This is a genomic window from Noviherbaspirillum sp. UKPF54, from assembly GCF_007874125.1.
GTDB lineage: Bacteria > Pseudomonadota > Gammaproteobacteria > Burkholderiales > Burkholderiaceae_D > Noviherbaspirillum.
Window position 1 is genome coordinate 1,972,512 of record NZ_CP040128.1, and the last position, 23,462, is coordinate 1,995,973.

The window sequence follows — 23,462 nt, forward strand, 5'->3', positions numbered from 1 at the left end:
CCATGAGTTCCTGGCAAATCGTCCGCATCGTCGCAGGCACATTCATCCTGCTGTCGCTGGCGCTGGGCATCCCCGGCAGCCCGCTGTTCGTCAGCCAGTGGTGGCTGGCGTTCACCGCCTTCGTCGGCGCCAACCTGCTGCAAAGCGGCTTCACCAAGTGGTGCATGATGGAGACGATCCTGCGCAAGCTCGGCGCGCGCCCCGGCTGCTAAGGAGGCCATCATGCATCTCACGATGCGCCCAACGAAGCTGCTTTCGGCCATGCTGCTGGCGCTGGCCGCGCAAGCTGCCGGCGCAGCCGACCTGCTGCAGGCATGGCAGGCGGCGCAACGGCACGATCCGGAATTCGCTGCCGCGCAGGCCGCGTTCGAAGCCGGCAACACGCGGCGCGAGCAGGCGCGCGCGCTGTGGCGACCGTCGGTCGTGCTGGAAGCCGGCGCCGGCCGCATGAGCAGCGACAGCAGCATGAGCGGCGCGCGCTTTTCGGCGCCCGGCTTCGGCCAGTCGTCAGGGGTGGCGTTCGACACCTCGATCAGCAACGGCACGATGGAGCGCTACACGCTGAGCGCCAAACAGCCGCTGATCAATCGCGAACGCCTGGCGCAAAGCCGCCAGCTCACCTATGCCGCAGAAGCGGCCGATGCCGAATGGCAGAACGCGCAGCAGTCGCTGATGCTGCGCACTGCGGAGCGCTATTTCGACGTGCTGATTGCAGCGGAAAACCTGCGCATGCTGCAACAGCAGCAGAACGCGGTGGCACGCGCGCTGGACGAAGCGAAGGACCGCTTCCGCCTGGGCGACGCACCGGTCACCGACACCCACGAGGCAGCGGCGCGCGCCGAAACCATCCGGGCCCAGGTGCTGGCGGCGGAAATGGACCTGCAGGTCAAGCAGGCGGCATTCGCCGACCTCACCGGCGCGCAGCCTCAAGGACTGGCGACGCTGCGCCCGGACACCGTTGCTGCCCAGCGCAAGCTGGAGCCGCTGGAAACCTGGCTGGCGAACGCCGAGCGCAACAATCCGATGCTGCAGATGCAGGCTAAGAACCAGTCCGCCGCAAAGGAAGAAGCCGCCAAGCACAGCGCGCTGGGCGCGCCGTCCCTTGATCTCGTGGCGCAGACGGGACGCGACCGGCTGCACGGTAGCGGCGACTTCGGCGACGCCGAAAACCGCTCCAGCAACCGCATGATCGGCGTGCAGCTGACGATTCCGCTGTTTACCGGAGGCTACCGCAGCGCGCGCCACGAGGAAGCGCTGCACCTGCTCGACAAGGCGCGCGCCGACAGCGACCGGATGCGCCAGCAGATCGCGCAGCAGACCCGCAGCGCCTGGCTCGGCCTGACAGTCGGCGCGGCGCGGGTGGCGGCGCTGGAACAGGCGCAAAAAGCCAGCCGGGCAAGGCTGGACGCGACCCGGCTGGGACGCGCGGTAGGCGACCGCACCACGCTCGAACTGCTCAACGCGGAAAACGAGGCGACCGCCTCCGAGCTGGCGCTGCTGCAGGCGCGCGCAGCGCTCGCGCTGGACCGGCTACGGCTGGCCGCGCTGGCCGGCAGCCTCGATGAAACCGCGCTGCGATCGGTCAACGACATGCTTCAACCCGCAACGGCGCAGTAAGACTGCGCTTACCAGAGGAGACAAACCATGGCACACATCGTCATACTCGGCGCCGGCACCGGTGGCATGCCTGCCGCTTATGAACTGCGCAGCACGCTCGACCGCAGCCACCGCATTACCGTGGTCAATGCTGTCGACTACTTCCAGTTCGTTCCGTCCAATCCCTGGGTCGGGGTGGGCTGGCGCGAACGCGAGGCAATCACCTTCCCGATCCGCCCTCACCTCGAAAAGAAAGGCATCGACTTCATCGCGCAACCGGTCGTGAAAATCGATGCCGACGGCAATGCGCTGGATCTGCAGGACGGCACGCGCCTGGCATACGACTACCTGGTCATCACCACCGGCCCCAAGCTCGCCTTCGACGAGGTGCCGGGTGCCGGACCCGCCGGCCACACGCATTCGATCTGCACCGTCGATCATGCGGAAAAGGCCTATGCAGACTACCAGCGCTTCCTGGCCGATCCCGGCCCGGCCATCATCGGCGCCATGCCCGGTGCTTCCTGCTTCGGCCCGGCCTATGAATTTTCATTCGTCTTCAATACCGACCTGCGCCGCAGAAAGCTGCGTCACAAAGTTCCGCTCACCTTCGTCACCAGCGAGCCGTATATCGGCCATCTCGGCCTGGGCGGCGTGGGCGACTCGAAATCGATGCTCGAAAGCGAACTGCGCAACAACGACATCAAGTGGATCACCAACGCCAAGGTGACGCGGGTCGAAGACGGCAAGATGTTCGTCACTGAACTGGACGATCACGGCAGCGTCAAAAAAGAGCATGAGCTGCCCTTCAAGTACAGCATGATGCTGCCGGCCTTCCGTGGCGTGGACGCGGTGGCGGCGGTGGAAGGCTTGTGCAACCCGCGCGGCTTCGTGCTTGTCGACGAGCACCAGCGCAGCAAGAAGTACCGCAACATCTTTTCCGCCGGCGTGTGCATCGCGATTCCGCCGGTGGAAGCCACGCCGGTGCCGACCGGCGCGCCCAAGACCGGCTACATGATCGAGTCCATGATCGGCGCCATTGTGCACAACATCGCTGCCGACATCGCCGGCCAGCCGGCCACCGCGAAAGGCAGCTGGAATGCGATCTGCCTGGCCGACATGGGCGACACCGGCGTCGCCTTCGTCGCTCTGCCGCAGATCCCGCCGCGCAACGTCAACTGGATGAAGAAAGGCAAATGGGTGCACTTGGCCAAGGTCGCATTCGAAAAATACTTCATCTACAAGATGAAGACCGGAAGCTCGGAACCGGTTTACGAAAAATACGTGCTCAAGTCACTCGGCGTCGAGCGCCTCGACCGTTAGAAAGGAATCGACATGGGATTTTTTGGAAAACTTTTCGGAGCAAACGGCGACGAGCCGCTCCCGGAACAGGCGATCCTGCTCGACGTGCGCTCGCCGGCCGAATTCGCCGCCGGCCACCTGAGGGACGCCGTGCTGCTCCCCGTATCTGAACTGGCGCGCAGTATCGACAGCGTGGTTCCGGACAAGAGCCGCCCCATCATCGTCTATTGCCAGAGCGGCGCACGCTCGGCGGCGGCGCAACAGCAGTTGTGCGCCATGGGCTACAGACAGGTCGTCAACGGCGGCGGCGTACATGCGCTAGCGCAGCGCATGCAGCGCGAAATCCTTCGCTGAAAACAGATCGCGTGCAGCGCTGTTCTTCGCTGCACGCAGTGTGATGGCGAATTTACTTGTTGCCCTTGATTACAGGCAGGGCTGCCGCTTCCCAGGCGTTCATGCCGCCCTGCACGTTATAAACCTTGGTGAACCCGGCCTGGCTCATTATCTCGGCGGCCTGCGCCGAGCGCCGACCGGAGCGACAGATGACGGCGACCGGCTTCGACATATGGCTGCGCAGTTCCTGCAGGCGCGAGGCCAGCTGGCTCAGCGGCACCAGGGTACTGCCCGGCGCATGCACCTCGTCGTATTCGGCCTGCTCGCGCACGTCCAGCAGGAGCGCGCCCTGCTCTTCCATGGCCCTACCCTGGCGCACATCGATGGTGGCGACCGCAGGCCCGGCGGCGTATGCCGGCAGGTAGGCGGCGCATCCCGTTGAAATCGCGATGGCGATGGCGCCGCGAAGAAGAATATTCTGCAGAAGTTTCATCTGGCTTTCCTGGTATGGGTTGAAGAAATGCATGCCGGCGATTGTATCGCCCTTGCCACGATCAATCCCTTCATCGCCGACAAGTGTTTTCCTGAAGAAATTACTCTGGTATTCCGCAACAATTCGCATATACTGTACAAATACACAGTATTGCTGCCCGCTCCATTCCGCGGGCCGGATGCCATGAACATGACGTCATTGATCATCACCGATTCCCGCCCGCTCATCGATCTGGCCATTGCCGACGAACTCGACACCTTGCTCGCGCTGGCGCCGCAGATGCGCGTCCTGATCCCGGATATGGTGCGCCACGACCTCGTCGCACATGTGGAAATACCGGGCGCACCGGACGTGCTGGAATGGATCCGGGCCAATGACGGAGGCAACGTATCCGTGCTGTGTACGGAAGAGTTCGAAGAGTTCATTGTGCTGCGCCACAATGCCGCCGGGACCGCCGCCCACGGCCACAACGAGCACGCGGCGGCCGAAATCCTCGGCCGCGAACTGGCGCGCGGCGCCGACGCGGTGATTCTCCTGCTCGACGATGCCAGCGCCGGGCATGCGCCTTTCCTGAAGAACCTGCCGGAAAACGTGCTGCTGATGTCGACCTGCAGCTATCTCGACAAGCTCAAGAGCCGCCGGATGCGCGCCACGGTCAGCGCCCTGCTGCAACGCTTCATGACGCGAGGCCGTCCGCGCATACGGTAGCATCCGGACCGGGCGCGCCGGCGTTTACGCGGCGATCGTAATGGCGACCTCCGCGATCACGCGGTTGCGGCCTTCTTCCTTGGCCCGGTACAGCAGCGCATCGGCACGTCTGATGCCGATATTCATCGGCTCGTCCGGGAGCAACTCGACCAGCCCCGCCGAAAAGGTCACGCCGAACCGGGCGCCGCCGCAGTCGAAGCGCAGGGACGCGACCCGCTCCCGCAGGCGCTCGATTACCGCCTGCGCCGCTTCCAGCCGGGTATCGCGCAGGTACAGCAGGAATTCCTCGCCGCCCCAGCGCGCCAGCACGTCGCCGCGCCTCAGGCACAAGCGGCTCTCCGCGGCAAACCTGCGCAGGACTTCGTCGCCGGCGGCATGTCCATGCGCGTCATTGATCTTCTTGAACCAGTCGAGGTCCAGCATCGCCAGGCAGCCGGCAAACCGTTCAGTCTTCAGCCTGCACTCTTCCTGGCCGAGCAGGCCGCTCATGTAGCGCCGGTTGGGAAGCGACGTCAGCTCGTCGCGCTCGGCGAGCAGCTGGATATGCGCCAGCGCCTCGATCAGTTCTGCCCTCTGCGCCTTCATCCGCGCGCGCAGCTCGCTCAGCCGGCCGGTCAGGAAAGCCACCGACAACAGCATGGATCCGCTGAGGATGAAATGGATCAGCTCGGTCTTCGGATTGAATAGATGCGGGACGGCGTACTTCATCAGGATCATCGCGCCGGCCAGAAGGAGGATGGCAAAGACGCTCAGGGAATGCGTCTTTTTCGCTTCCAGGGTAAATGCACAGAACACCAGGATGACAAGGAGGATGACAAGCGACGCTCCGCGCAGCGGCCCCATCATCGCATAGCCCGCTACGGTGCAAAAAATCGCGAATCGCCCCTGGTAGACCGATAGCTGGGCCGGCGTCAGGTGCAGATACTTGCTCAGCCGAATCAACCCATAGAAGAGCAAATGCCCGGCAATGGCCAGCGCCGTCAACCACAATACCGGGCGCCGCGCGGCATTCCCGGAGTAGACTTCCACCCACAGGATCGAAAGGGAAAGCAGGTACAGGAGCACGGTGGCGCCCCAGTACATGACGAGCCGGCGCATCTTGACGTCGTCTCCGCCGAACTGCTCCACCATGCGCTGAACGGAGTCCATGGTGCTGTCTCCCTTGTTTTCTGATCGTTATGCCTGAAATGACGGCTGCCATGGTCCCGTTTTGCAGGCCGGGCGGCCGCTCTCATCCCGGTTGGATGAAAATATTTCCTATAGGACATACTGACACTTCAAGCCGCCGGACGTCATCCCATATACAGGGGGATACGTGTTCAGGCCGAGGAGAACCGCCCGAACATGCGAAATGCGCGCAACGCATTTCGACTGCCTATATCGATTGCATGAATCGCCGGAATCCGGCGCGAGGGAATGGAAATACGGAGGGAAAAACCAAAAAGGGATCAGACCTTGCGATCTGACCCCTCATATATGGTGCGGCTGGCAGGAATCGAACCCACGACCCCTTGGTTCGTAGCCAAGTACTCTATCCAGCTGAGCTACAGCCGCGAAAGACAAAATTATAGCACCGATTCAATATATTTTGGAAGTCCTTTCGCCATGCTGACCTACGGATTGCCTGATTTGCATTTTTCCAACGAGAAAGCCCATCCGCCTTTCGGAATCTGCCCCTCTCGAACAGTATCCGAGGTTTCACCCGGAAATTACCTCGGGAAAACATATAATGTGTCTTCGGTAACGATTAACGCGGCAATGCAGCGGCATGCCTGGCATTCACAGAAAGACAAGGAAAGACAGTCGAGATGATGCAAGCGGAATGGCTGCCCATAATCCTGCAGGGCTCGTTCAGCGAAATCTATGTCATGGATTGCGCGACGCTGCGTTTCGTCCAGGTTAACAAGGCGGCGCGCAAGAATCTCGGCTATACGGCGCGGGAGCTGGCGCGCATGACCCTTCTCGACGTGACGCGCGACCTTCCACGCGACATGCTGCTGTCCTTGCGGCACGGGCGCACAAAAGCGGCAACGATCGACACGGCGCATACGCGCAAAAATGGCACGACGTATCCGATCGAATTGCGCCTGTTCTACCATTCCGCCGGAGCGGCGCCAGTCTATATCGCCATCGGCAACGATGTCAGCGCGCGCCGAAATTCGGCGCAGGCACTGCACACCAGCGAGGCGCGCTTGCGCGCCATCGCCTCCAATGCGCCCGGGCTGTTTTTCCAGATGCTGCAGCGGCCGGACGGCAGCATCTCGTTTCCCTACCTGAGCGCGGGCTGCCATGCCTTGCTGGGGATCGGCGCGGAACGGCTGCGCGCCGACCCGGCGTTGTTGTTCGACCTGATCCTGCCGGAGGATCGTTCGTCCTGCCTCGAATCGATGACGGCATCGGCCGCTTCCATGAAGCAATGGAACTGGGAAGGCCGCATCCAGATCGAAAAGTGGAAAGACATCAAGTGGATCAACCTGCGCTCCACGCCGCGCCCGCTGCAGGACGGCGTGCAGTGGGAAGGCTTCATGACCAACATCACGCAGAGCAAGCTGGAACAGGCCGAGATCAGGCGCTCGCGCACCCAGCTGGCGGAACTGTCGGCGCACGTCGACAAGGTCAAGGAAAAGGAGCGCCAGCGGATCGCACGCGAAATCCACGACGACCTCGGCGGCAACCTTACCGCCATCAAGATGGCGCTGGCCCTGGTGAAGACCAGGCTGCCGCCGGACGACGCCGAGCTGGCGGGTAAAACCGCGTATGCTGAAGAACTGGTGGACCGCACGATCGAGGCGGCGCACCGCATCTCGGCCGACCTGCGCCCAGGCCTGCTCGACTTCGGACTGGTCGCGGCCATCGAATGGCAAGCACGTGAATTCGAAAAGCAGTTCGGCATCCCCTGCGAATTCTCGTCCAACAAGAAGGACATCGCCCTGGATCCGAACCAGGCCGCCGCGCTGTTCCGCATTTTCCAGGAAGCGCTGACCAATATTGGCAAGCATGCCCGCGCCAGCCGCGTCTCGGTACATCTGATGCGCAGCAACCGCAGCATTCGCATGGAAATCGCCGACGACGGCAAGGGAATCGCGCTCGCCGACCGGCTCAAGCCTCAATCGTTCGGCATTCGCGGCATGATGGAGCGCACCGCCGCCCTGGGCGGCCAGTTATCGGTATCCGGAGGAGCGGCGGGCGGCACCGTGGTCGCACTCAGGATTCCGCTCCCGGAATAACCATGTAAGAATCGTGTCATGACAGCCAAAGAAACGATAAAGGTCCTGATCGCCGACGACCACGCCATCGTGCGCGAGGGATTGAAACAGATACTTGCCGACACCCGGGACATGGTCGTGGCCGGCGCCGCCGAGAATGGCAACGATGCCGTCAAGCTGGTGCGCAGCGTCGATGCCCATGTCCTGCTGCTGGACATTTCGATGCCCGACAAGAACGGCATCGAGGTGCTCAAGCTGGTCAAGAAGGATGCGCCCAGGCTCGCGGTGCTGGTGCTGTCGATGCACCGCGAAGACCAGTACGCGGTACGTTCGCTCAAGGCCGGCGCCGCCGGCTATCTGAACAAGCAGAGCGCGCCGGCCGAACTGGTCGACGCCATCCGCCAAGTCGCGTCGGGGCGCAAGTACATCAGCCCGGCGCTAGCGCAGGAACTGGCCAACCAGATCGGCGACGAACGCAACGTGCCGCCGCATGAAACGCTGTCGGACCGCGAATACCAGACCCTGATCATGATCGCCTCCGGCAAGACCGTCAGCGACATCGCGCTTGAACTATCCCTGTCCGTCAAGACGATCAGCATGTACCGCACGCGCCTGTTGCAAAAGATGAAATTGCGTCATAACGCGGAGTTGACGCATTACGCGATCAAGAACCACCTGGTGGAGTAAGGCACCGCGCAAGCGCTGAAACCCCGAAGTGGGCAGCGTTTCGGGCGCTAATCCGGCGGTTGTCGGCACATCGGCCGGATTATCATGGCGCAGATCCCGTCAACGGTGCCGATCGTCTTCATGGCAGACAAGCCGACAAAACCAGAACAACATCCAGCCGACATCGCACGCGAGGCATTTCGCCGCCTGGCGGTGCGGCGTATCGCGCCGACTCCGGAAGCGTACCGCGAAGTCTACGACGAAGTTTCAGGGGTTCACGAGCGCTCGCCGGCCGAAAAAATACTGGCCGATCTTGCAACAAAACTGGCGAGAGCACCGGGAGATCTGCCACTGTTTGCACACCGTTTTTCCGACTCTCTGAAATCGCACGACTGGGAAAATTTCGGCAAGCACCTGGAGCAGCTCATCTCGCGGCACCTGATCGCCCCGGAAGAGAAGCCTGAACGGGACATGTCGCCCCGCCCGGCGGCCGACAAGCCCGCGGTTGAAGCACCGTCCGGCGCGACACCGGCCAGCAAGAATGCCATCCCGCTGGTCGACGAGCCCCCCGCTCCACCGCCCCGCAAGACTTCCATCCCCTTGGTGGACGACATCGCGCCGGCCCTTCCCAAAAAACTCGATATCCCGCTGGTCGACATCCCCGAACCGCCTGCCGGCAGGGTCACGCCCATTTCGCTGGTGGATGAAGTCGAGCCGGTGGCAGACAAGGCGCAAGACCCGTCAGCGCCGCGCTTCAACGACACTCAAATGACCCGCGTCCTGCGCGAGATGCTGGTGCGCGCGCTGACGCTTCCCATCCCGTCCCTGCTGCAGGGGGCCGAGGAGCTCACCAAGGACTGCGAAGCGCTGGCCATCGCTATCGGCAGCGCGCGCAGCCGCAGCGCGCTGGCTGAACTGGAGCCGCGCTTCAAGCATTTCTGCTTCCGCATCGAGATGAAAGGCGGCGACATGGCGGAGGAGCGCGAGCTGCTGCTGCGCCTGTTCCGCCTGCTGATAGAAAACGTGGGCGAACTGGTGGAAGACGACACCTGGCTGTCCGGGCAGATCGCCAACGTGCAGGAAATCCTGACCGGCCCGATCAATTACGCCACACTGATCGACGCCACGCGCGGCCTGAAGGAAGTCATCTACAAGCAAAGCCTGCTCAAGCACAGCCTGGCCGAAGCAAAAACCCATGTCAAGGACATGGTTCTCACCGTGATCGAGCAGCTCGGCGCCGCCGCCTCGAGTACCGACGAATATCACCGGAAAATCGAAGTCTATTCGCAAAAAATCAGCAAGGCGCAAGGCGCCGCTGAGCTCAACAGCATTATCGATCACGTGATGCACGACACCCGCATCGCGCAGATCGAGTCGCAGCGCTCGCACGATGATGTGGTTGCGGCGCGCCAGGAAGTACTGGCGGCGGAAACGCGCATCCATGAACTGGAAGTCCAGCTGGTGCAGATGAGCGAACTTGCGCACGAGGACCAGCTGACCGGCAGCCTCAACCGGCGAGGCCTGGATGAAGTGCTGGAGCGCGAAATGGCGCGCGCGGAACGCAAGAAAATGCCTTTGTGCGTGGCGCTGATCGACCTCGACAATTTCAAGAAACTGAACGATACGCACGGGCACAGCGCCGGCGACGGCGCACTGGTGCACCTGGTGAAGGTAGTCAAGGATACGCTGCGCGCCATGGACGTCATTGCACGTTTCGGCGGCGAGGAATTCCTGATCGTGCTGCCGCATACGCTGCTGGACGAAGCGGTAAAGACCGTCACCCGCATCCAAAGGGAACTGACCAAGCAGATTTTCATGCACGACAATCAGCGCTTGCTGATCACGTTCAGTTCCGGGGTGGCGCTATGGGATGGCAAGGAAGACCAGGCGGCGCTGATCGAACGCGCCGACCAAGCGCTGTACAAGGCGAAGAAGGCCGGGAAGAACCGGGTAATCGCCGCCGAATGACGCAGCCAGGATATCGAAAGACGCCATGAGACATCAACGCAATAATTCGCACGCCTCGCTCGAAAACGCCCTACTCCTGCACCGAGCCGGTCGCCTGGAGGAAGCGGAGAGCCTCTACCGAAAAATGCCGAGCAACCCCGATGCCTTGCACCTGCGGGGTGTGATCGCACATCAGTTGAACCGCAACGAGCAAGCCGTCGAACTCATCGACCGTGCAATCGGCGTCCGACCTGCCAACGCGGCCTACCATTTTTCGCTCGACATGGCGTATCGCGCGCTGAACCGGCTCGACCAGGTAGAAGCCGCTTACCGCAGGCTGCTTGAACGCACCCCGGACAATGCGCTGATCCATCATCGCCTGGGCAACGCGCTCAAGGACCTGGGCAGAGGCGATGAAGCGATCAGTACTTACCGGAAGGCAGTCCTGCTTAAGCCAGATTTCGCCGCGGCATACAACGACATGGGCCTGGTCCACGCAGACCGGGGCGAGACGGATGCTGCCGTCGACTGTTACCGGCGGGCGCTGGCCCTCGACCCTGCCTATGCCCCAGCCCATGCGAACTTGGGTGTGACGCTGCGCAGGCGGTGCGAACCTGAGCAGGCCGAAGCCTGCTATAGAAAGGCGATTTCATTCGATCCCGGTTTCGCTGCCGCCCACAGCAATCTCGGCAACGTGCTCCAGGAGCAAGGTCGGCTGGAAGAAGCGATAAACTGTTTCCAGGAGGCCGTGCGGCTGGAGCAGAACAATGCTGCATTCCAGGTCAACTTGGGCAACGGACTGCTGGCGCAAGACCGTCTGGAGGAGGCACAGGCATGCTACGCGACGGCCCTCGCCCTCGCCCCCGGCCTGCCCGAGGCGCATTCTCAACTGGGCTGCTTGCTCGCGCGGCAGGGCAAGGCGGCGGAAGCGGTGGCATGCCATCTTCAGGCGATCGCACTCAGGCCGAACTTCCCGGAAGCGTTCAACGAGCTGGGCGCGGTATTCAGGGATCAGGGCAAGCTGCAGGAAGCGGTCGACTGCGGCGAAACGGCCGTGACATTGAAGCCCGATTTTCCGGAAGCGTTCAACAACCTGGGCCTGGCGCTGTCGCACCAGGGCAAGGCGGAACGAGCCATCGAATGCTTCGAGCGGGCTGTGGCGCTAAAGCCCGATTTTGCCGGCGTCTACAGCAATCTAGGGCTGGTATTCCATAATCTCGGCCGCACCGCGGAAGCGATCGCATGCCATCGGAAAGCCATCGACTGCGATCCGGAATTCGCGACCGGATACACCAACCTTCTGCTGTCGGCGCAGTATTCATCGGCCTTCACGCCGGAGGAGTTGTTTGCTGAGCATGCGCGCTTCGGCGCCCGGTTCGAGGCGCCTCTCAAGCCGCACTGGCGCACCCACGATAATTCCCGCGATGCCCACCGGCGCCTGAAGATCGGCTATGTCTCGCCCGACTTCCGCCGCCACGCCGTCGCCTATTTCATCGAGCCCCTGCTGGCCTGTCACGACAAGTCCCAGGTCGAGGTCTTCTGCTACTACAACCATACCCAGCATGACCCGGTCACCGCGCGACTGCAGGCCCTGGCCGACCACTGGATACCCTGCCGCCACCTGTCCGACGAACGCCTGGCCGAGCGCATCCGCGCCGACGGCATCGATATCCTGATCGACTTGGCCGGCCACACCGCCGGCAACCGTCTGCTGGCCTTCGCCCGCAAACCGGCCCCGCTGCAGGTCACCTATCTCGGCTACCCCGCCACCACCGGCCTGTCCGCCATCGATTACCGCATCACCGATGTCCATGCCGAACCGCCCGCCATGACCGAGCAGTTCAATGTCGAACGGCTCTGGCGCCTGCCTGAGATCTTCTGCTGTTACCGCGCCCACGACAACAGTCCCGGCGTGATCGACCATCCACCCGCACTCGACAACGGTTGCATCACCTTCGGCTGCTTCAACAATTTCTCCAAGGTGACCGACGCGGTGCTGGAGCTGTGGGCCAGAATCCTGCAACAGGTGCCCGACGCGCGCCTGCTGCTGGAAATTCAGGGCATCGACCATCCCCCCTTCCGCGCCGAGGTCGAACAGCGCATGGCACGCCTGGGCCTGCCGCTGCAGCGCCTGCTGCTGGAGCCGCGCCGGCCGGAAAACCAGTATGCGCTGTACAACCGCATCGACATCGCGCTCGATCCGTTCCCCTGCAACGGCGGCACCACAAGCCTGGACACGGTGTGGATGGGTGTGCCCTTCGTCACCCTCGCCGGCCGCCATTTCACTGCCCGCATGGGCGTGACCATCCTCACCAACGCCGGCCTGCCGCAACTGATCGCCTCCTGCGAGGATGACTATGTGGCCATCGCCTCGGCGCTCGCGCGCGACCTGCCGCGCCTGCGCGAACTGCGCGCCGGCCTGCGCGACCGTGTGCAGGCCAGTCCCCTCATGGATGCCCCCCGCTTCGCCCGCCATTTCGAGCAGGCCCTGCGCAGTATGTGGCGAATCTGGTGCGGCGAGCAGGAGCACGAACCTGCCGGCGGGCCCGGCACGGCGGAGCCCGACCTGCAGGCCGCGGTGGACCATCATCTGGCCGGTCGCCTGCATGAGGCGGAAGCGATTTATAGGATGCTGCCCGATCACTCCGACGCGCTGCACCTGCGGGGCGTGATCGCGCATCAGTCGAACCGCAACGAGGAAGCGCTCGTCCTTATCGAGCGCGCGATAGCCATCGCGCCGGACAACGCCGCCTACTATTTTTCGATGGCGTCGGCGTGGCGCGCGCTCGGCAGGACGGACCAGGCGGCGGCCTGCTATCGCCGGCTGCTGGAACGGATGCCGGATCATGCCGACGCCCGCAATAACCTGGGCAACGCGCTGCGCGAGCTGGGCGACGTCGACGCCGCCGCGGCGTGCTATCAGGAGGCGCTCGCGCTCAAGCCGGATTTTCCCGAGGCCCACAACAACCTCGGCATCCTCTTCAAGGAACTGGGCGATCCGGTACAGGCAGAAGCCTGCTGCCGCAAGGCGCTGGAGCTGAAGCCGGACTTTGCAGCCGCCCATAACAATCTGGGACTGGCGCTCGCGGCGCAGCACCGGATCGACGACGCCGTGGTCAGCTACCGCAAAGCACTCGAGCTCAATCCGGATTTCGCCGAGGCATACGGCAATCTCGGTCTCGCGTATAAGGACCAGGACCGGCTCGACGAAGCGGCTGCCAGCTACCAGCAGGCACTGACCCGCATGCCTCAGTCCGCCGAGATGCACAATAACCTGGGGCTGGTGTTCAAGGAAAGCGGTGCTCTTGGCGATGCCGTCGACTGCTATCTCAAGGCGATCGAACTGAAGCGGGATTTCGCGGAGGTTTACAGCAACCTCGGCCTGGTCTTCTCGGAACAGGGCAACCCGGACGCCGCGATGGAATGCCATTGCACCGCGCTTGCGTTCAGGCCGGATTCGGCCGAGGCGCACAACAACCTCGGCATCGAGCTCAGGGAATGCGGAAGGCTGGACGAGGCTGCCGCCTGCTTCCGGACAGCGCTCGAACTGAAGCCGGATTATGTCGACGCGCACTGCAATCTGGGGATCACGCTTCAGCGCCAGGGCAAGCCGGACGATGCGGTCGCCTGCTGCCGCAATGCCTTGCGGCTGAAACCCGATTACGCGGCAGCGCAGCAGATCCTTCTGCTGTCGGCGCAGTATTCATCGGCCTTCACGCCGGAGGAGTTGTTTGCTGAGCATGCGCGCTTCGGCGCCCGGTTCGAGGCGCCTCTCAAGCCGCACTGGCGCACCCACGATAATTCCCGCGATGCCCACCGGCGCCTGAAGATCGGCTATGTCTCGCCCGACTTCCGCCGCCACGCCGTCGCCTATTTCATCGAGCCCCTGCTGGCCTGTCACGACAAGTCCCAGGTCGAGGTCTTCTGCTACTACAACCATACCCAGCATGACCCGGTCACCGCGCGACTGCAGGCCCTGGCCGACCACTGGATACCCTGCCGCCACCTGTCCGACGAACGCCTGGCCGAGCGCATCCGCGCCGACGGCATCGATATCCTGATCGACTTGGCCGGCCACACCGCCGGCAACCGTCTGCTGGCCTTCGCCCGCAAACCGGCCCCGCTGCAGGTCACCTATCTCGGCTACCCCGCCACCACCGGCCTGTCCGCCATCGATTACCGCATCACCGATGTCCATGCCGAACCGCCCGCCATGACCGAGCAGTTCAATGTCGAACGGCTCTGGCGCCTGCCTGAGATCTTCTGCTGTTACCGCGCCCACGACAACAGTCCCGGCGTGATCGACCATCCACCCGCACTCGACAACGGTTGCATCACCTTCGGCTGCTTCAACAATTTCTCCAAGGTGACCGACGCGGTGCTGGAGCTGTGGGCCAGAATCCTGCAACAGGTGCCCGACGCGCGCCTGCTGCTGGAAATTCAGGGCATCGACCATCCCCCCTTCCGCGCCGAGGTCGAACAGCGCATGGCACGCCTGGGCCTGCCGCTGCAGCGCCTGCTGCTGGAGCCGCGCCGGCCGGAAAACCAGTATGCGCTGTACAACCGCATCGACATCGCGCTCGATCCGTTCCCCTGCAACGGCGGCACCACAAGCCTGGACACGGTGTGGATGGGTGTGCCCTTCGTCACCCTCGCCGGCCGCCATTTCACTGCCCGCATGGGCGTGACCATCCTCACCAACGCCGGCCTGCCGCAACTGATCGCCTCCTGCGAGGATGACTATGTGGCCATCGCCTCGGCGCTCGCGCGCGACCTGCCGCGCCTGCGCGAACTGCGCGCCGGCCTGCGCGACCGTGTGCAGGCCAGTCCCCTCATGGATGCCCCCCGCTTCGCCCGCCATTTCGAGCAGGCCCTGCGCAGTATGTGGCGAATCTGGTGCGAACAAACGCAAGTACAAGGAACGAACGCATGAAGGCAGTCATTCTCGCCGGCGGTCTCGGCACCCGCATTCTCGAAGAAAGCCATCTGCGCCCCAAGCCCATGATCGAAATCGGCGGCAAGCCGATCCTGTGGCACATCATGAAAATCTATTCGAGCCACGGCGTGAACGACTTCGTGATCTGCCTCGGCTACAAGGGGTATGTCATCAAGGAATACTTCGCCAACTATTTCCTCCATATGTCCGACGTCACCTTCGACATGGAAAAGAATCGCATGGAGGTGCACCAGCGCCACGCCGAACCGTGGCGCGTGACGCTGGTCGACACCGGCGCGCACACCATGACCGGCGGGCGGCTGCGGCGGGTGAAAAGCTACCTGCATCCGCGCGAGCCGTTCTGCTTCACCTACGGCGACGGCTTGGCCGATATCGACATCGCCGCGGAGATCGCCTTTCACAAGGCGCACGGCCGGCTGGCGACGGTGGCGGCGGTGCAGCCTCCCGGCCGCTACGGCGCATTGCTGCGGAACGGAGAGCAGGTGCGGGGTTTCCAGGAAAAGCCGCAGGGCGACGGCGGCTGGATCAACGGCGGTTTTTTCATCCTGCAGCCCGAGGCCATCGACCTGGTTGCCGACGAAGCCACAAGCTGGGAACTCGAACCGATGACGACCCTGGCGAAGGAGGAGCAGTTGATGGCTTTCGAACACAACGGATTCTGGCAGCCGATGGACACGCTGCGCGAGAAAAACCTGCTGGAAGACCTATGGCAGTCGGATCAGGCGCCGTGGAAGACATGGAAATGAGCGCGCCGACACTCGCCGGTGCCTTCGCCGACCGCCCCGTCCTCGTCACCGGCCATACCGGCTTCAAGGGATCGTGGCTGGCGCTGTGGCTGGCGCGCCTGGGCGCCCGCGTGACCGGCTATGCGTTAGCGCCCGACACCACGCCGAACCTGTTCACGCTGAGCCGCGTGCAAGAGACGGTTCATCGCCACATCGTGGCCGACGTGCGCGACGGCGCGGCACTGGCAGCCGCCGTGCAGGCCGCGGCGCCGGAAGTTGTCTTCCACCTGGCGGCCCAGCCGCTGGTGCGCCTGTCGTACCGTGAGCCGGCGGCGACCTGGGCCACCAACGTGATGGGAACGGTGCACCTGCTGGAAGCGGTGCGCTCCTGCCCGAGTGTGCGGGCGGTGGTGGTGGTCACCACCGACAAGTGCTACGAAAACCGTGAATGGCCGTGGGGCTATCGCGAGAACGACCCGCTGGGTGGCGCCGATCCCTACAGCGCCAGCAAGGCCGGCGCGGAACTAGTGGTGCAAAGCTACCGTAAGAGCTACTTCGCGGCCGGCGGCCCGCTGCTGGCCTCGGCCCGCGCCGGAAACGTTATCGGCGGCGGCGACTGGAGCGACGACCGCCTGCTGCCCGACGCCGCGCGCGCCGTCGCACGCCGCCAGCCGCTCCTGATCCGCAATCCGGCCGCGACGCGCCCCTGGCAGCATGTGCTGGAATCGCTGCACGGCTATCTGCTGCTGGCCGCGCGCCTGCTGGACGGCGACCGGACTTTTGCCGACGCATTCAATTTCGGCCCCGATGCCGCCGATAACCTCTCCGTGGCCGAGGTGCTGACGCGCCTGCAGCGGCACTGGCCGGAACTGGCGTGGCAGATGGACCCGCAAGCCGGCGCCGCGCCGCGCGAGGCCGGCTTCCTTTACCTCGATTCGAGCAAGGCGCGCCGCCTGCTGGACTGGACGCCGACCTGGGACCTAGCGCGCGGCCTGGAGCAGACGGCGCGGTGGTATCGCGCCGTCGCAGAGAATCCGTCACGGGCCCGCGCCATCGCCGAACAACAGCTGGAGCAGTTTTGCCGATGACTCATACGTCCACCTGCCGCGCCTGCGGCGCACCGCTGGAACACGTGTTTGCCGATCTCGGCCTGTCTCCTGTTTCGAATGCCTTCGTCAAGCGCGAAGACGCCGCGCGCGGCGAGATGTTCTATCCGCTGCGCGCGATGGTCTGCGACCGCTGCTGGCTGGTGCAACTGGCCGAGGTGACGCACGCGGAAACGCATTTCCACGACGACTACGTCTATTTCTCGTCCTTTTCCAGCAGTTGGCTGGATCATGCGCGCCGCTACGTGGAAGCGATGATCCCGCGCTTCGGCCTGGGCGCGGCCAGCCGCGTCATCGAAATCGCCAGCAACGACGGCTACCTGCTGCAGTATTTCGTCAAGGCTGGCATTCCCTGCCTTGGAGTAGAACCCAGCGCAAACACCGCGGCGGCCGCGCGCCGGATCGGCGTGGCCAGTTGCGAGCTGTTTTTCGGGCGTGACAGCGCCCGGCTGCTGGCCGAAGATGGCGGCCCGGCCGATCTCCTGCTGGGCAACAATGTGCTGGCCCATGTGCCGGACATTAACGACTTCGTCGGCGGCATGCCGCTCCTGCTGAAACCCGAAGGCGTGGTTACGCTGGAGTTCCCGCACCTGCTAAACCTGATGCGGCATAACCAGTTCGACACGCTATATCACGAACACTACTCGTACCTGTCACTGACCGCGCTGCAACCGATCTTTCAGCGAGCCGGGCTGCGCGTGTTCGATGTCGAGCATCTGACCACCCACGGCGGCAGCTTGCGCCTCTACGCCTGCCACCGGCATGCAGCCCATGCCGACAGCGGCGCGGCAGCGGCCTGCCTGGCACAGGAGGAAGCCGCCGGCCTGACCCGCATGCAGACCTATGCCGCCTTCGGCGAACGGGTGCGCGAAACCAAGCGCGCCTTGCTGGAATTCCTGGTCGCCGCGCGGCGCGACGGCAAGCGCATCGCTGCCTACGGCGCCGCAGCCAAGGGCAACACCTTGCTCAACTATTGCGGCGCGGGCACCGACTTCATCGACTACGTGGTCGACCGCAACCCGGTCAAGCAGGGCCGGCTTCTGCCCGGCACCCGCATCCCGGTGCTGGCGCCGGACGCCGTGTTCAACGACCGGCCGGATTACCTGCTGATCCTGCCCTGGAACATCAAGGACGAGGTGATGCAGCAGATGGCTGGCATCCGCGAATGGGGCGGCAAGTTTGTGGTGCCGATCCCCATGGTCGAGGTGATGAAGTGAAATTCACCGCCACTCCGCTGCCCGGCGCGTTCGTCATCGACGTCGACGCGCTTACGGATGAACGCGGCTTCTTTGCGCGCACCGTCTGTGCAGAGGAATTTGCTCACCACGGCCTGAACGCGCACTTCGTGCAGCAAAGCGTTTCGTGGAATCTGCGCGCCGGCACCCTGCGCGGCATGCATTACCAGGCAGCGCCGCACGAAGAAGACAAGCTGGTGCGGGTCACGCGCGGCGCCGTGTTTGACGTGATCCTGGATTTGCGCCGGGACTCTCCGGCCTTCGGCCGCTGGTTCGGCGTCGAACTGTCCACCGACAACCGGCGCCAGCTTTACATCCCGCGCGGCGTCGCGCACGGTTTTCAGACCTTGGTTGCGGAGACCGAAATCCTGTATGAAATGACCGAGCCGTTTCAGCCGGCTTCCGCGCGGGGGCTGCGCTGGGATGACCCCGATCTGGCAATCGGCTGGCCCCAGTGCGCAGAACGCATCATTTCGGAAAAGGACAAAGGCTTGCCACTGTTTGCGCAGTGTTTTGACAAATAATATTCTTTGAGAGAACGGAACCCGAACATGGATAAACAAAAATTGCCGGGGGCGCTGGAGATGATTGCGCAGAATCCCGAATGGCGCGCCGAGTTTATCCGCCAGATGCAGGCATTTGAAAAGCGCATTGCCACGCCCGGCATCGACATCCGCGAAGACGTCACCGGCCCGCTGGTGGACGCGCTGCACAGCGACGATCAGGTCGTCAGGAAGACGCTCGCCGACGGCACGCAGCTCGATTTCCTGTATCGTTCGAAGATTGCCCGCGATTTCGTGATGTCCGAACCGGAAATGCCTGACCATGCGTGGGAGCCGCAGACCTCGCGCCTTCTGGTCAATCTGGCCAAGCGCGCGAAACAGGTTGTGATTGGTGGCGCGTATTTCGGTGATCAGGCAATCCTGGTGGCACGGCAGGCCGCGCAAAACAATGGCGTCGTGCATGCATTCGAGCCGAACCCGGATCAGCGCAAGATGCTGATGCATAACGCAAAACTCAACGGCCTTACCAATATCGTTCCGCGCCCGGAGGGCTTGTGGGACAACAGCTCGACTACGCTGAAGCTGGTCGGCTTCGATTCCTTCGCGCATCCGGAAGTGACTAGCGAAGGCGGCAGCGACGGTTTCCAGACCACCACCATTGAAGACTATCTGAAAGCAGCCGGCGTCGCGCAGCTGGACCTGATCATGCTAGACATCGAGGGTGCCGAATTGCGTGCGCTGCAGGGTGCGGCGGCCTTCCTCAAGCGCCCGGCCGGCGAGGCACCGGACATCGTGTTCGAAGTCCACCGGCATTACGTCGACTGGAGCCGCGGCCTAGAAAACACCGACAGCGTCAAGCTGCTGACCGGCTCCGGCTACCAGGTTTTCGCCGTCCGCGATTTCAATTCCAACTATGACCTGTCGCGCCAGCCGATCGAGCTGATCCCGGCCGATTCCGTCTATCTCGAGGGCCCGCCGCACGGCTTCAACATGGTGGCGGTGAAGGACGCGTCCGTCTTCAACTCCGCGCAGTACAGTATCTGCAAGGGCGTCAGCCCCAAGCTGCTGCGCCACAAGGACCCGGCGCTGCATCATCCGCTCGGCGGACTGTAATGGCGTTGTATACGGTCATCGGCGCATCCGGCTTTGTCGGCACGCGCCTGGTTGCCGCGCTGCGCCAGGATGGCCACCAGGTCTACACGCCGCAACGTGGTGATATCGAACTTTTTTCGCGCGAGCTGGGACAGGTGATCTATTGCGCCGGCCTGACTGCCGATTATGCCGCCCGCCCATTCGATACCGTGGAAGCGCATGTCCGCCTGCTGTCGCGGATCTTGCAGGAAGCACATTTTTCCCACCTGATTTACCTGTCTTCCACCCGCCTGTACGACAGCAGCGGTGCCGAAAGGGGCAAGGAAGATTCCGACCTTGTGCTGAATCCGGCCAACCCGCGGCATCTGTACGATCTTTCCAAGGCGCTCGGCGAAAATCTTTGCCTGACCGTTGCCGGTACACGGGCTGCGATCGCCCGCCTGTCGTGCGTCTATGACTGGGCTCCATGCGCTCCCGGCTTTCTGTCCGAATGGCTGCAGCGCGCAGCCGTCGAGAAAAGGTTCTGCCTCGACTCCGGCACCGGAGTCGTACGCGACTACATCCATCTCGATGACGTCGTCGCCTCGCTGCGTGCGCTGTCGGACGGTGCCGTTACCGGCATCGTCAACGTAGCCAGCGGAGAAAACGTGTCGAATGCCGAGCTGGTCGGGGTTTTTGCACGCAACGGCTGGGACATCAGCCTGAGCAGGGAAACCGCGCCGCAGCGCGCGGCTCGCTGCGACGTAGCTCGGCTTGCATCGATCTGGAAGCAGCCGCGCCTGGTGCGTGACGTCGTGCAATCGTATTTAAAGGAACATCATGGAATTGCTTGAGCAGACGCGGCAAAGCCTGATCGACTATACCTGCGCGCAGGTAGCGACATTCTTCCCCGACGGGAAAGGCGAGCTCGTTCGCACTCAGGTGACCCGCCACATCGACGAAGCGCTCTCCCGGCTCGGACGCTGCATCGACGCGGTGCGCATGTGGAAGGCCGGCCAGTTCAACTACCTCAACTCCAGCCAATACTGCATCTACCTGTACTACCTGGCAAATACCATCTGGCGCAACGAGCATGACGCGACGGTGCCGACCCGCCTGTTCCTTCTCAATAAGGCGCTGAACGCGATCGACCTCTTCTATGAGATCGAGATGCCGGAGGTGTTCTTCATCGGCCACTCGGTCGGCATCGTACTGGCCAAGGCGACCTACGGTAACCACCTGGTGCTATACCAGAATTCCACCGTCGGCAAGAACCACGGCGTCGCACCTGTCATCGGCGACGGCGTCGTCATGTATCCCAACACGGCGATCATCGGCCGCTGCCATATCGGCGACGGCACCATACTGTCGCAAGGCACCAGCGCCATCAATTGCGACACGCCCGGCAATTGCGTGGCCTACCCCGGCCGGATGGGCAAGCTCGTATTCAAGCCCGCCAAGCGTCCCGTACTCGCCGACATATTCCGGCTGTCCTGACTTCCCTCGCCCGCAGCGTCATTCTCGTGCGGAATCTGCGGGACCAACCCTAAAGATTCCAGCCATCCGTCCGAAAAAAGAATCACTTGCTCAAGTCCGGGCAATACCGGAAAAAAAAAGTACCGAACAGGACTAAATTTTTTCCAGTATCGCCCGATAACAGATTCAACTGGCTTGAGCCCGAATCCACGGATCGCCGCATAAAGGAGAATTATCATGGCATCAATCATCAACACCAATGCCGCGTCGCTGAATGCCCAGCGCAACCTCAATTCGTCCCAAGGCGCACTCGCCACTTCCCTGCAACGCTTGTCGTCCGGTCTGCGCATCAACAGCGCCAAGGACGACGCCGCAGGCCTGGCAATTGCAGAACGCTTCACTTCCCAGATCAAGGGCCTGAACCAGGCAGTGCGTAACGCCAACGACGGCATCTCCCTGGCGCAGACCGCTGAAGGCGGCCTGGGCACCGCAGGCGACCTGCTGCAGCGTATGCGCGAACTGTCCGTTCAGTCCGCCAACGGCACCAACTCCGCATCCGACCGCGCTTCGCTGCAACAGGAAGTCTCGCAGCTGCAGCAGGAATTGAACCGCGTGGCCAACACCACCCAGTTCAACGGCCAGAACGTGCTCGACGGCTCCCTGTCGTCCACCCAGTTCCAGGTCGGCGCCAACGCCAACCAGACCATCAACGTCGGCATCGCCAGCGCCCAGGCTTCCAAGATCGGTAATTACACCCTGAGCTCGCTGAGTGGCGCAGGCTCCAGCAGCGCCGCCACCGCCGCTGCCGCCAACACTGCCGGCGGCAACAACGTGACCTCCCAGAACGTCACGATCGCCGGTAACGGCCAGTCGTCCACCTTCCTGGTTGCGGCCGACAGCTCCGCCAATGCGATCGCATCCCAGATCAACGGCACCACCTCGACCACCGGCGTTTCCGCCACCGCGAAAACCCAGGCCACTCTGGGCAACCTGTCCGCAGGCGGCACCCTGACCTTCACCCTGCAGGGTTCCGGCAATGCCGTCAATGTCGCTGCCACCGTCAGCAGCGCCAGCGACCTGTCCTCGCTCGCCGCAGCCATCAACGCACAAACCGCCGCCACCGGCATTAGCGCGTCCGGCAATGGCGCCACCATCACGCTGGAAAGCAAGGATGGCTACGACATCAAGATCGGCGACTTCCTGAACACGACCTCTGCCGGCGGCACGATCGACGTCACGGGCAACAACGCCTTCACCGGCGCAGCCAGCGGTGGCGCGGCGACGATCGGCGCGGCAGTCGGTACCGACAGTACCGTCGTCGGCGGCCAGCTCCAGTTCAGCTCCAGCAACGGCTACACCGTCACCACGGACCAGGCAGCCGGCGGCTTGTTCACCTCCACCGCAGGCCAGGCATCGACCCTGACCACCGTGGCCAGCATCGATATCAGCACCGTGTCCGGCGCCAACAATGCGCTGAACACCATCGATGCCGCGCTGACTTCGATCAACAACTCGCGTGCGCAACTCGGTGCGATCCAGAACCGTTTTGCCTCCACCATCAGCAACCTGACCACTACCGCGGAAAACCTCTCTTCCGCACGTAGCCGGATCCAGGATGCCGACTTCGCATCGGAAACGGCCTCGCTCACCCGCGGCCAGATCCTGCAGCAAGCCGGTACCGCGATGCTGGCGCAAGCCAACTCGCTGCCCAACGGCGTGCTCTCCCTGCTCAAAGGCTAATCGACTTAGTTGGCTTAACTAGTAGCATCGACACAATACCTCGGCAGAATTTCCGCCGAGGTATTTGCGTTTACGCCTCGTAAAAATTACGCTAGCGCAATGAAAATACAGGGTTTTGACAGGAAGTTGCTTTATAAGCATTTTTTCGATTGCAGCAAATCCTTGCTTATCTGACCACGCGTAACCGTCGTGACTGCGCCCGTCTTGATTGCCATCAATTAAAAACGCGTTATTCAATAGTCTTTATTCATTTTAATTAGATCAAGCACTAAAGATTTCCCAAAAGCATCCGAAGAAGAGGTGTCCGACCTAGGATCAAGCAGGACTGGAAAAATCAGACCGTCAAAGGTATCCAATTTTTCCAGTCTCGCCTGACAAGCTGCATTAACAACATTTGTTTC

Annotated in this window: 19 protein-coding genes and 1 tRNA gene; 17 read left to right on the forward strand and 3 right to left on the reverse strand. The window is 63.0% G+C overall.

All coding sequences use genetic code 11. From position 1 onward, the window contains the following. The first annotated feature begins 2 nt into the window (after window positions 1-2). Genes FAY22_RS09070 through FAY22_RS09085 form a run of 4 tightly spaced genes read left to right on the forward strand, consistent with a single transcriptional unit; the run spans window position 3 to window position 3,249 of the window. Complete coding sequence (locus tag FAY22_RS09070) at window positions 3-212, forward strand: DUF2892 domain-containing protein (RefSeq protein WP_146329909.1); 210 nt, start codon at window positions 3-5, stop codon at window positions 210-212. Between the two features lie 10 nt (window positions 213-222). Beyond that, window positions 223-1,617, forward strand: coding sequence for a TolC family outer membrane protein (locus FAY22_RS09075; RefSeq protein ID WP_246860716.1), 1,395 nt, complete (start codon window positions 223-225; stop codon window positions 1,615-1,617). 27 nt (window positions 1,618-1,644) lie between these two features. After that, window positions 1,645-2,916, forward strand: coding sequence for an NAD(P)/FAD-dependent oxidoreductase (locus FAY22_RS09080; RefSeq protein ID WP_146329910.1), 1,272 nt, complete (start codon window positions 1,645-1,647; stop codon window positions 2,914-2,916). Between the two features lie 12 nt (window positions 2,917-2,928). After that, entirely contained in the window at window positions 2,929-3,249 is a 321-nt protein-coding gene (locus tag FAY22_RS09085; RefSeq protein ID WP_146329911.1) for a rhodanese-like domain-containing protein, read from the forward strand. Window positions 3,250-3,301: 52 nt separating this feature from the next. Here the strand turns inward: FAY22_RS09085 and FAY22_RS09090 are convergent, their stop codons facing one another. Further along, window positions 3,302-3,721: a rhodanese-like domain-containing protein gene (locus FAY22_RS09090; RefSeq protein ID WP_168204810.1), complete on the reverse strand. Its 420-nt coding sequence runs from the start codon at window positions 3,719-3,721 to the stop codon at window positions 3,302-3,304. A gap of 189 nt (window positions 3,722-3,910) precedes the next feature. On the opposite strand from FAY22_RS09090, the gene FAY22_RS09095 reads away from it, so the two are divergent. Further along, window positions 3,911-4,429, forward strand: coding sequence for a hypothetical protein (locus tag FAY22_RS09095; RefSeq protein WP_146329913.1), 519 nt, complete (start codon window positions 3,911-3,913; stop codon window positions 4,427-4,429). A gap of 24 nt (window positions 4,430-4,453) precedes the next feature. Here the strand turns inward: FAY22_RS09095 and FAY22_RS09100 are convergent, their stop codons facing one another. Further along, window positions 4,454-5,578 (reverse strand): GGDEF domain-containing protein, encoded by a 1,125-nt coding sequence (locus tag FAY22_RS09100; RefSeq protein ID WP_146329914.1) that lies wholly within the window; start codon window positions 5,576-5,578, stop codon window positions 4,454-4,456. Between the two features lie 328 nt (window positions 5,579-5,906). Further along, window positions 5,907-5,983, reverse strand: a tRNA-Arg gene (locus tag FAY22_RS09105). A gap of 254 nt (window positions 5,984-6,237) precedes the next feature. Between FAY22_RS09105 and FAY22_RS09110 the strand changes: the two genes are divergently transcribed. The 12 genes from FAY22_RS09110 (at window position 6,238) to FAY22_RS09165 (ending at window position 23,061) form a co-directional block, all read left to right on the forward strand. Next, on the forward strand, window positions 6,238-7,656 hold the full coding sequence (locus FAY22_RS09110) for a histidine kinase (protein WP_146329915.1): 1,419 nt from the start codon (window positions 6,238-6,240) through the stop codon (window positions 7,654-7,656). Between the two features lie 18 nt (window positions 7,657-7,674). After that, window positions 7,675-8,322 carry a response regulator transcription factor gene (locus FAY22_RS09115; RefSeq protein ID WP_146329916.1) on the forward strand — a complete coding sequence of 216 codons (648 nt, stop codon included), beginning with the start codon at window positions 7,675-7,677 and terminating at the stop codon, window positions 8,320-8,322. Between the two features lie 84 nt (window positions 8,323-8,406). Beyond that, the gene (locus FAY22_RS09120) at window positions 8,407-10,269 is read left to right on the forward strand and encodes a GGDEF domain-containing protein (protein ID WP_246860717.1); all 1,863 of its coding nucleotides are present in this window, start codon (window positions 8,407-8,409) and stop codon (window positions 10,267-10,269) included. A gap of 25 nt (window positions 10,270-10,294) precedes the next feature. Beyond that, window positions 10,295-15,181: a tetratricopeptide repeat protein gene (locus FAY22_RS09125; RefSeq protein WP_146329917.1), complete on the forward strand. Its 4,887-nt coding sequence runs from the start codon at window positions 10,295-10,297 to the stop codon at window positions 15,179-15,181. Next, on the forward strand, window positions 15,178-15,951 hold the full coding sequence (gene rfbF, locus FAY22_RS09130) for a glucose-1-phosphate cytidylyltransferase (RefSeq protein ID WP_146329918.1): 774 nt from the start codon (window positions 15,178-15,180) through the stop codon (window positions 15,949-15,951). The genes FAY22_RS09125 and rfbF overlap by 4 nt, the downstream gene beginning before the upstream one ends. Continuing rightward, a complete protein-coding gene (gene rfbG / locus FAY22_RS09135) occupies window positions 15,912-17,018 on the forward strand; it encodes a CDP-glucose 4,6-dehydratase (RefSeq protein ID WP_146329919.1) in 1,107 nt (368 codons plus the stop codon). The genes rfbF and rfbG overlap by 40 nt, the downstream gene beginning before the upstream one ends. Further along, window positions 17,015-18,253 (forward strand): class I SAM-dependent methyltransferase, encoded by a 1,239-nt coding sequence (locus FAY22_RS09140; RefSeq protein WP_146329920.1) that lies wholly within the window; start codon window positions 17,015-17,017, stop codon window positions 18,251-18,253. Before rfbG ends, FAY22_RS09140 begins: the two co-directional genes overlap by 4 nt. Then, complete coding sequence (gene rfbC, locus FAY22_RS09145) at window positions 18,202-18,795, forward strand: dTDP-4-dehydrorhamnose 3,5-epimerase (RefSeq protein WP_246860718.1); 594 nt, start codon at window positions 18,202-18,204, stop codon at window positions 18,793-18,795. Before FAY22_RS09140 ends, rfbC begins: the two co-directional genes overlap by 52 nt. Before the next feature lie 27 nt (window positions 18,796-18,822). After that, a complete protein-coding gene (locus tag FAY22_RS09150; RefSeq protein ID WP_146329921.1) occupies window positions 18,823-19,887 on the forward strand; it encodes an FkbM family methyltransferase in 1,065 nt (354 codons plus the stop codon). Continuing rightward, window positions 19,887-20,699, forward strand: coding sequence for an NAD(P)-dependent oxidoreductase (locus FAY22_RS09155; RefSeq protein ID WP_146329922.1), 813 nt, complete (start codon window positions 19,887-19,889; stop codon window positions 20,697-20,699). The genes FAY22_RS09150 and FAY22_RS09155 overlap by 1 nt, the downstream gene beginning before the upstream one ends. Beyond that, window positions 20,686-21,342 carry a hypothetical protein gene (locus FAY22_RS09160; protein ID WP_246860719.1) on the forward strand — a complete coding sequence of 219 codons (657 nt, stop codon included), beginning with the start codon at window positions 20,686-20,688 and terminating at the stop codon, window positions 21,340-21,342. Before FAY22_RS09155 ends, FAY22_RS09160 begins: the two co-directional genes overlap by 14 nt. A 216-nt stretch (window positions 21,343-21,558) precedes the next feature. Further along, window positions 21,559-23,061, forward strand: a complete 1,503-nt coding sequence (locus FAY22_RS09165) for a flagellin (protein WP_146329923.1) — start codon at window positions 21,559-21,561, stop codon at window positions 23,059-23,061. The last annotated feature ends 401 nt before the right edge of the window (window positions 23,062-23,462 follow it).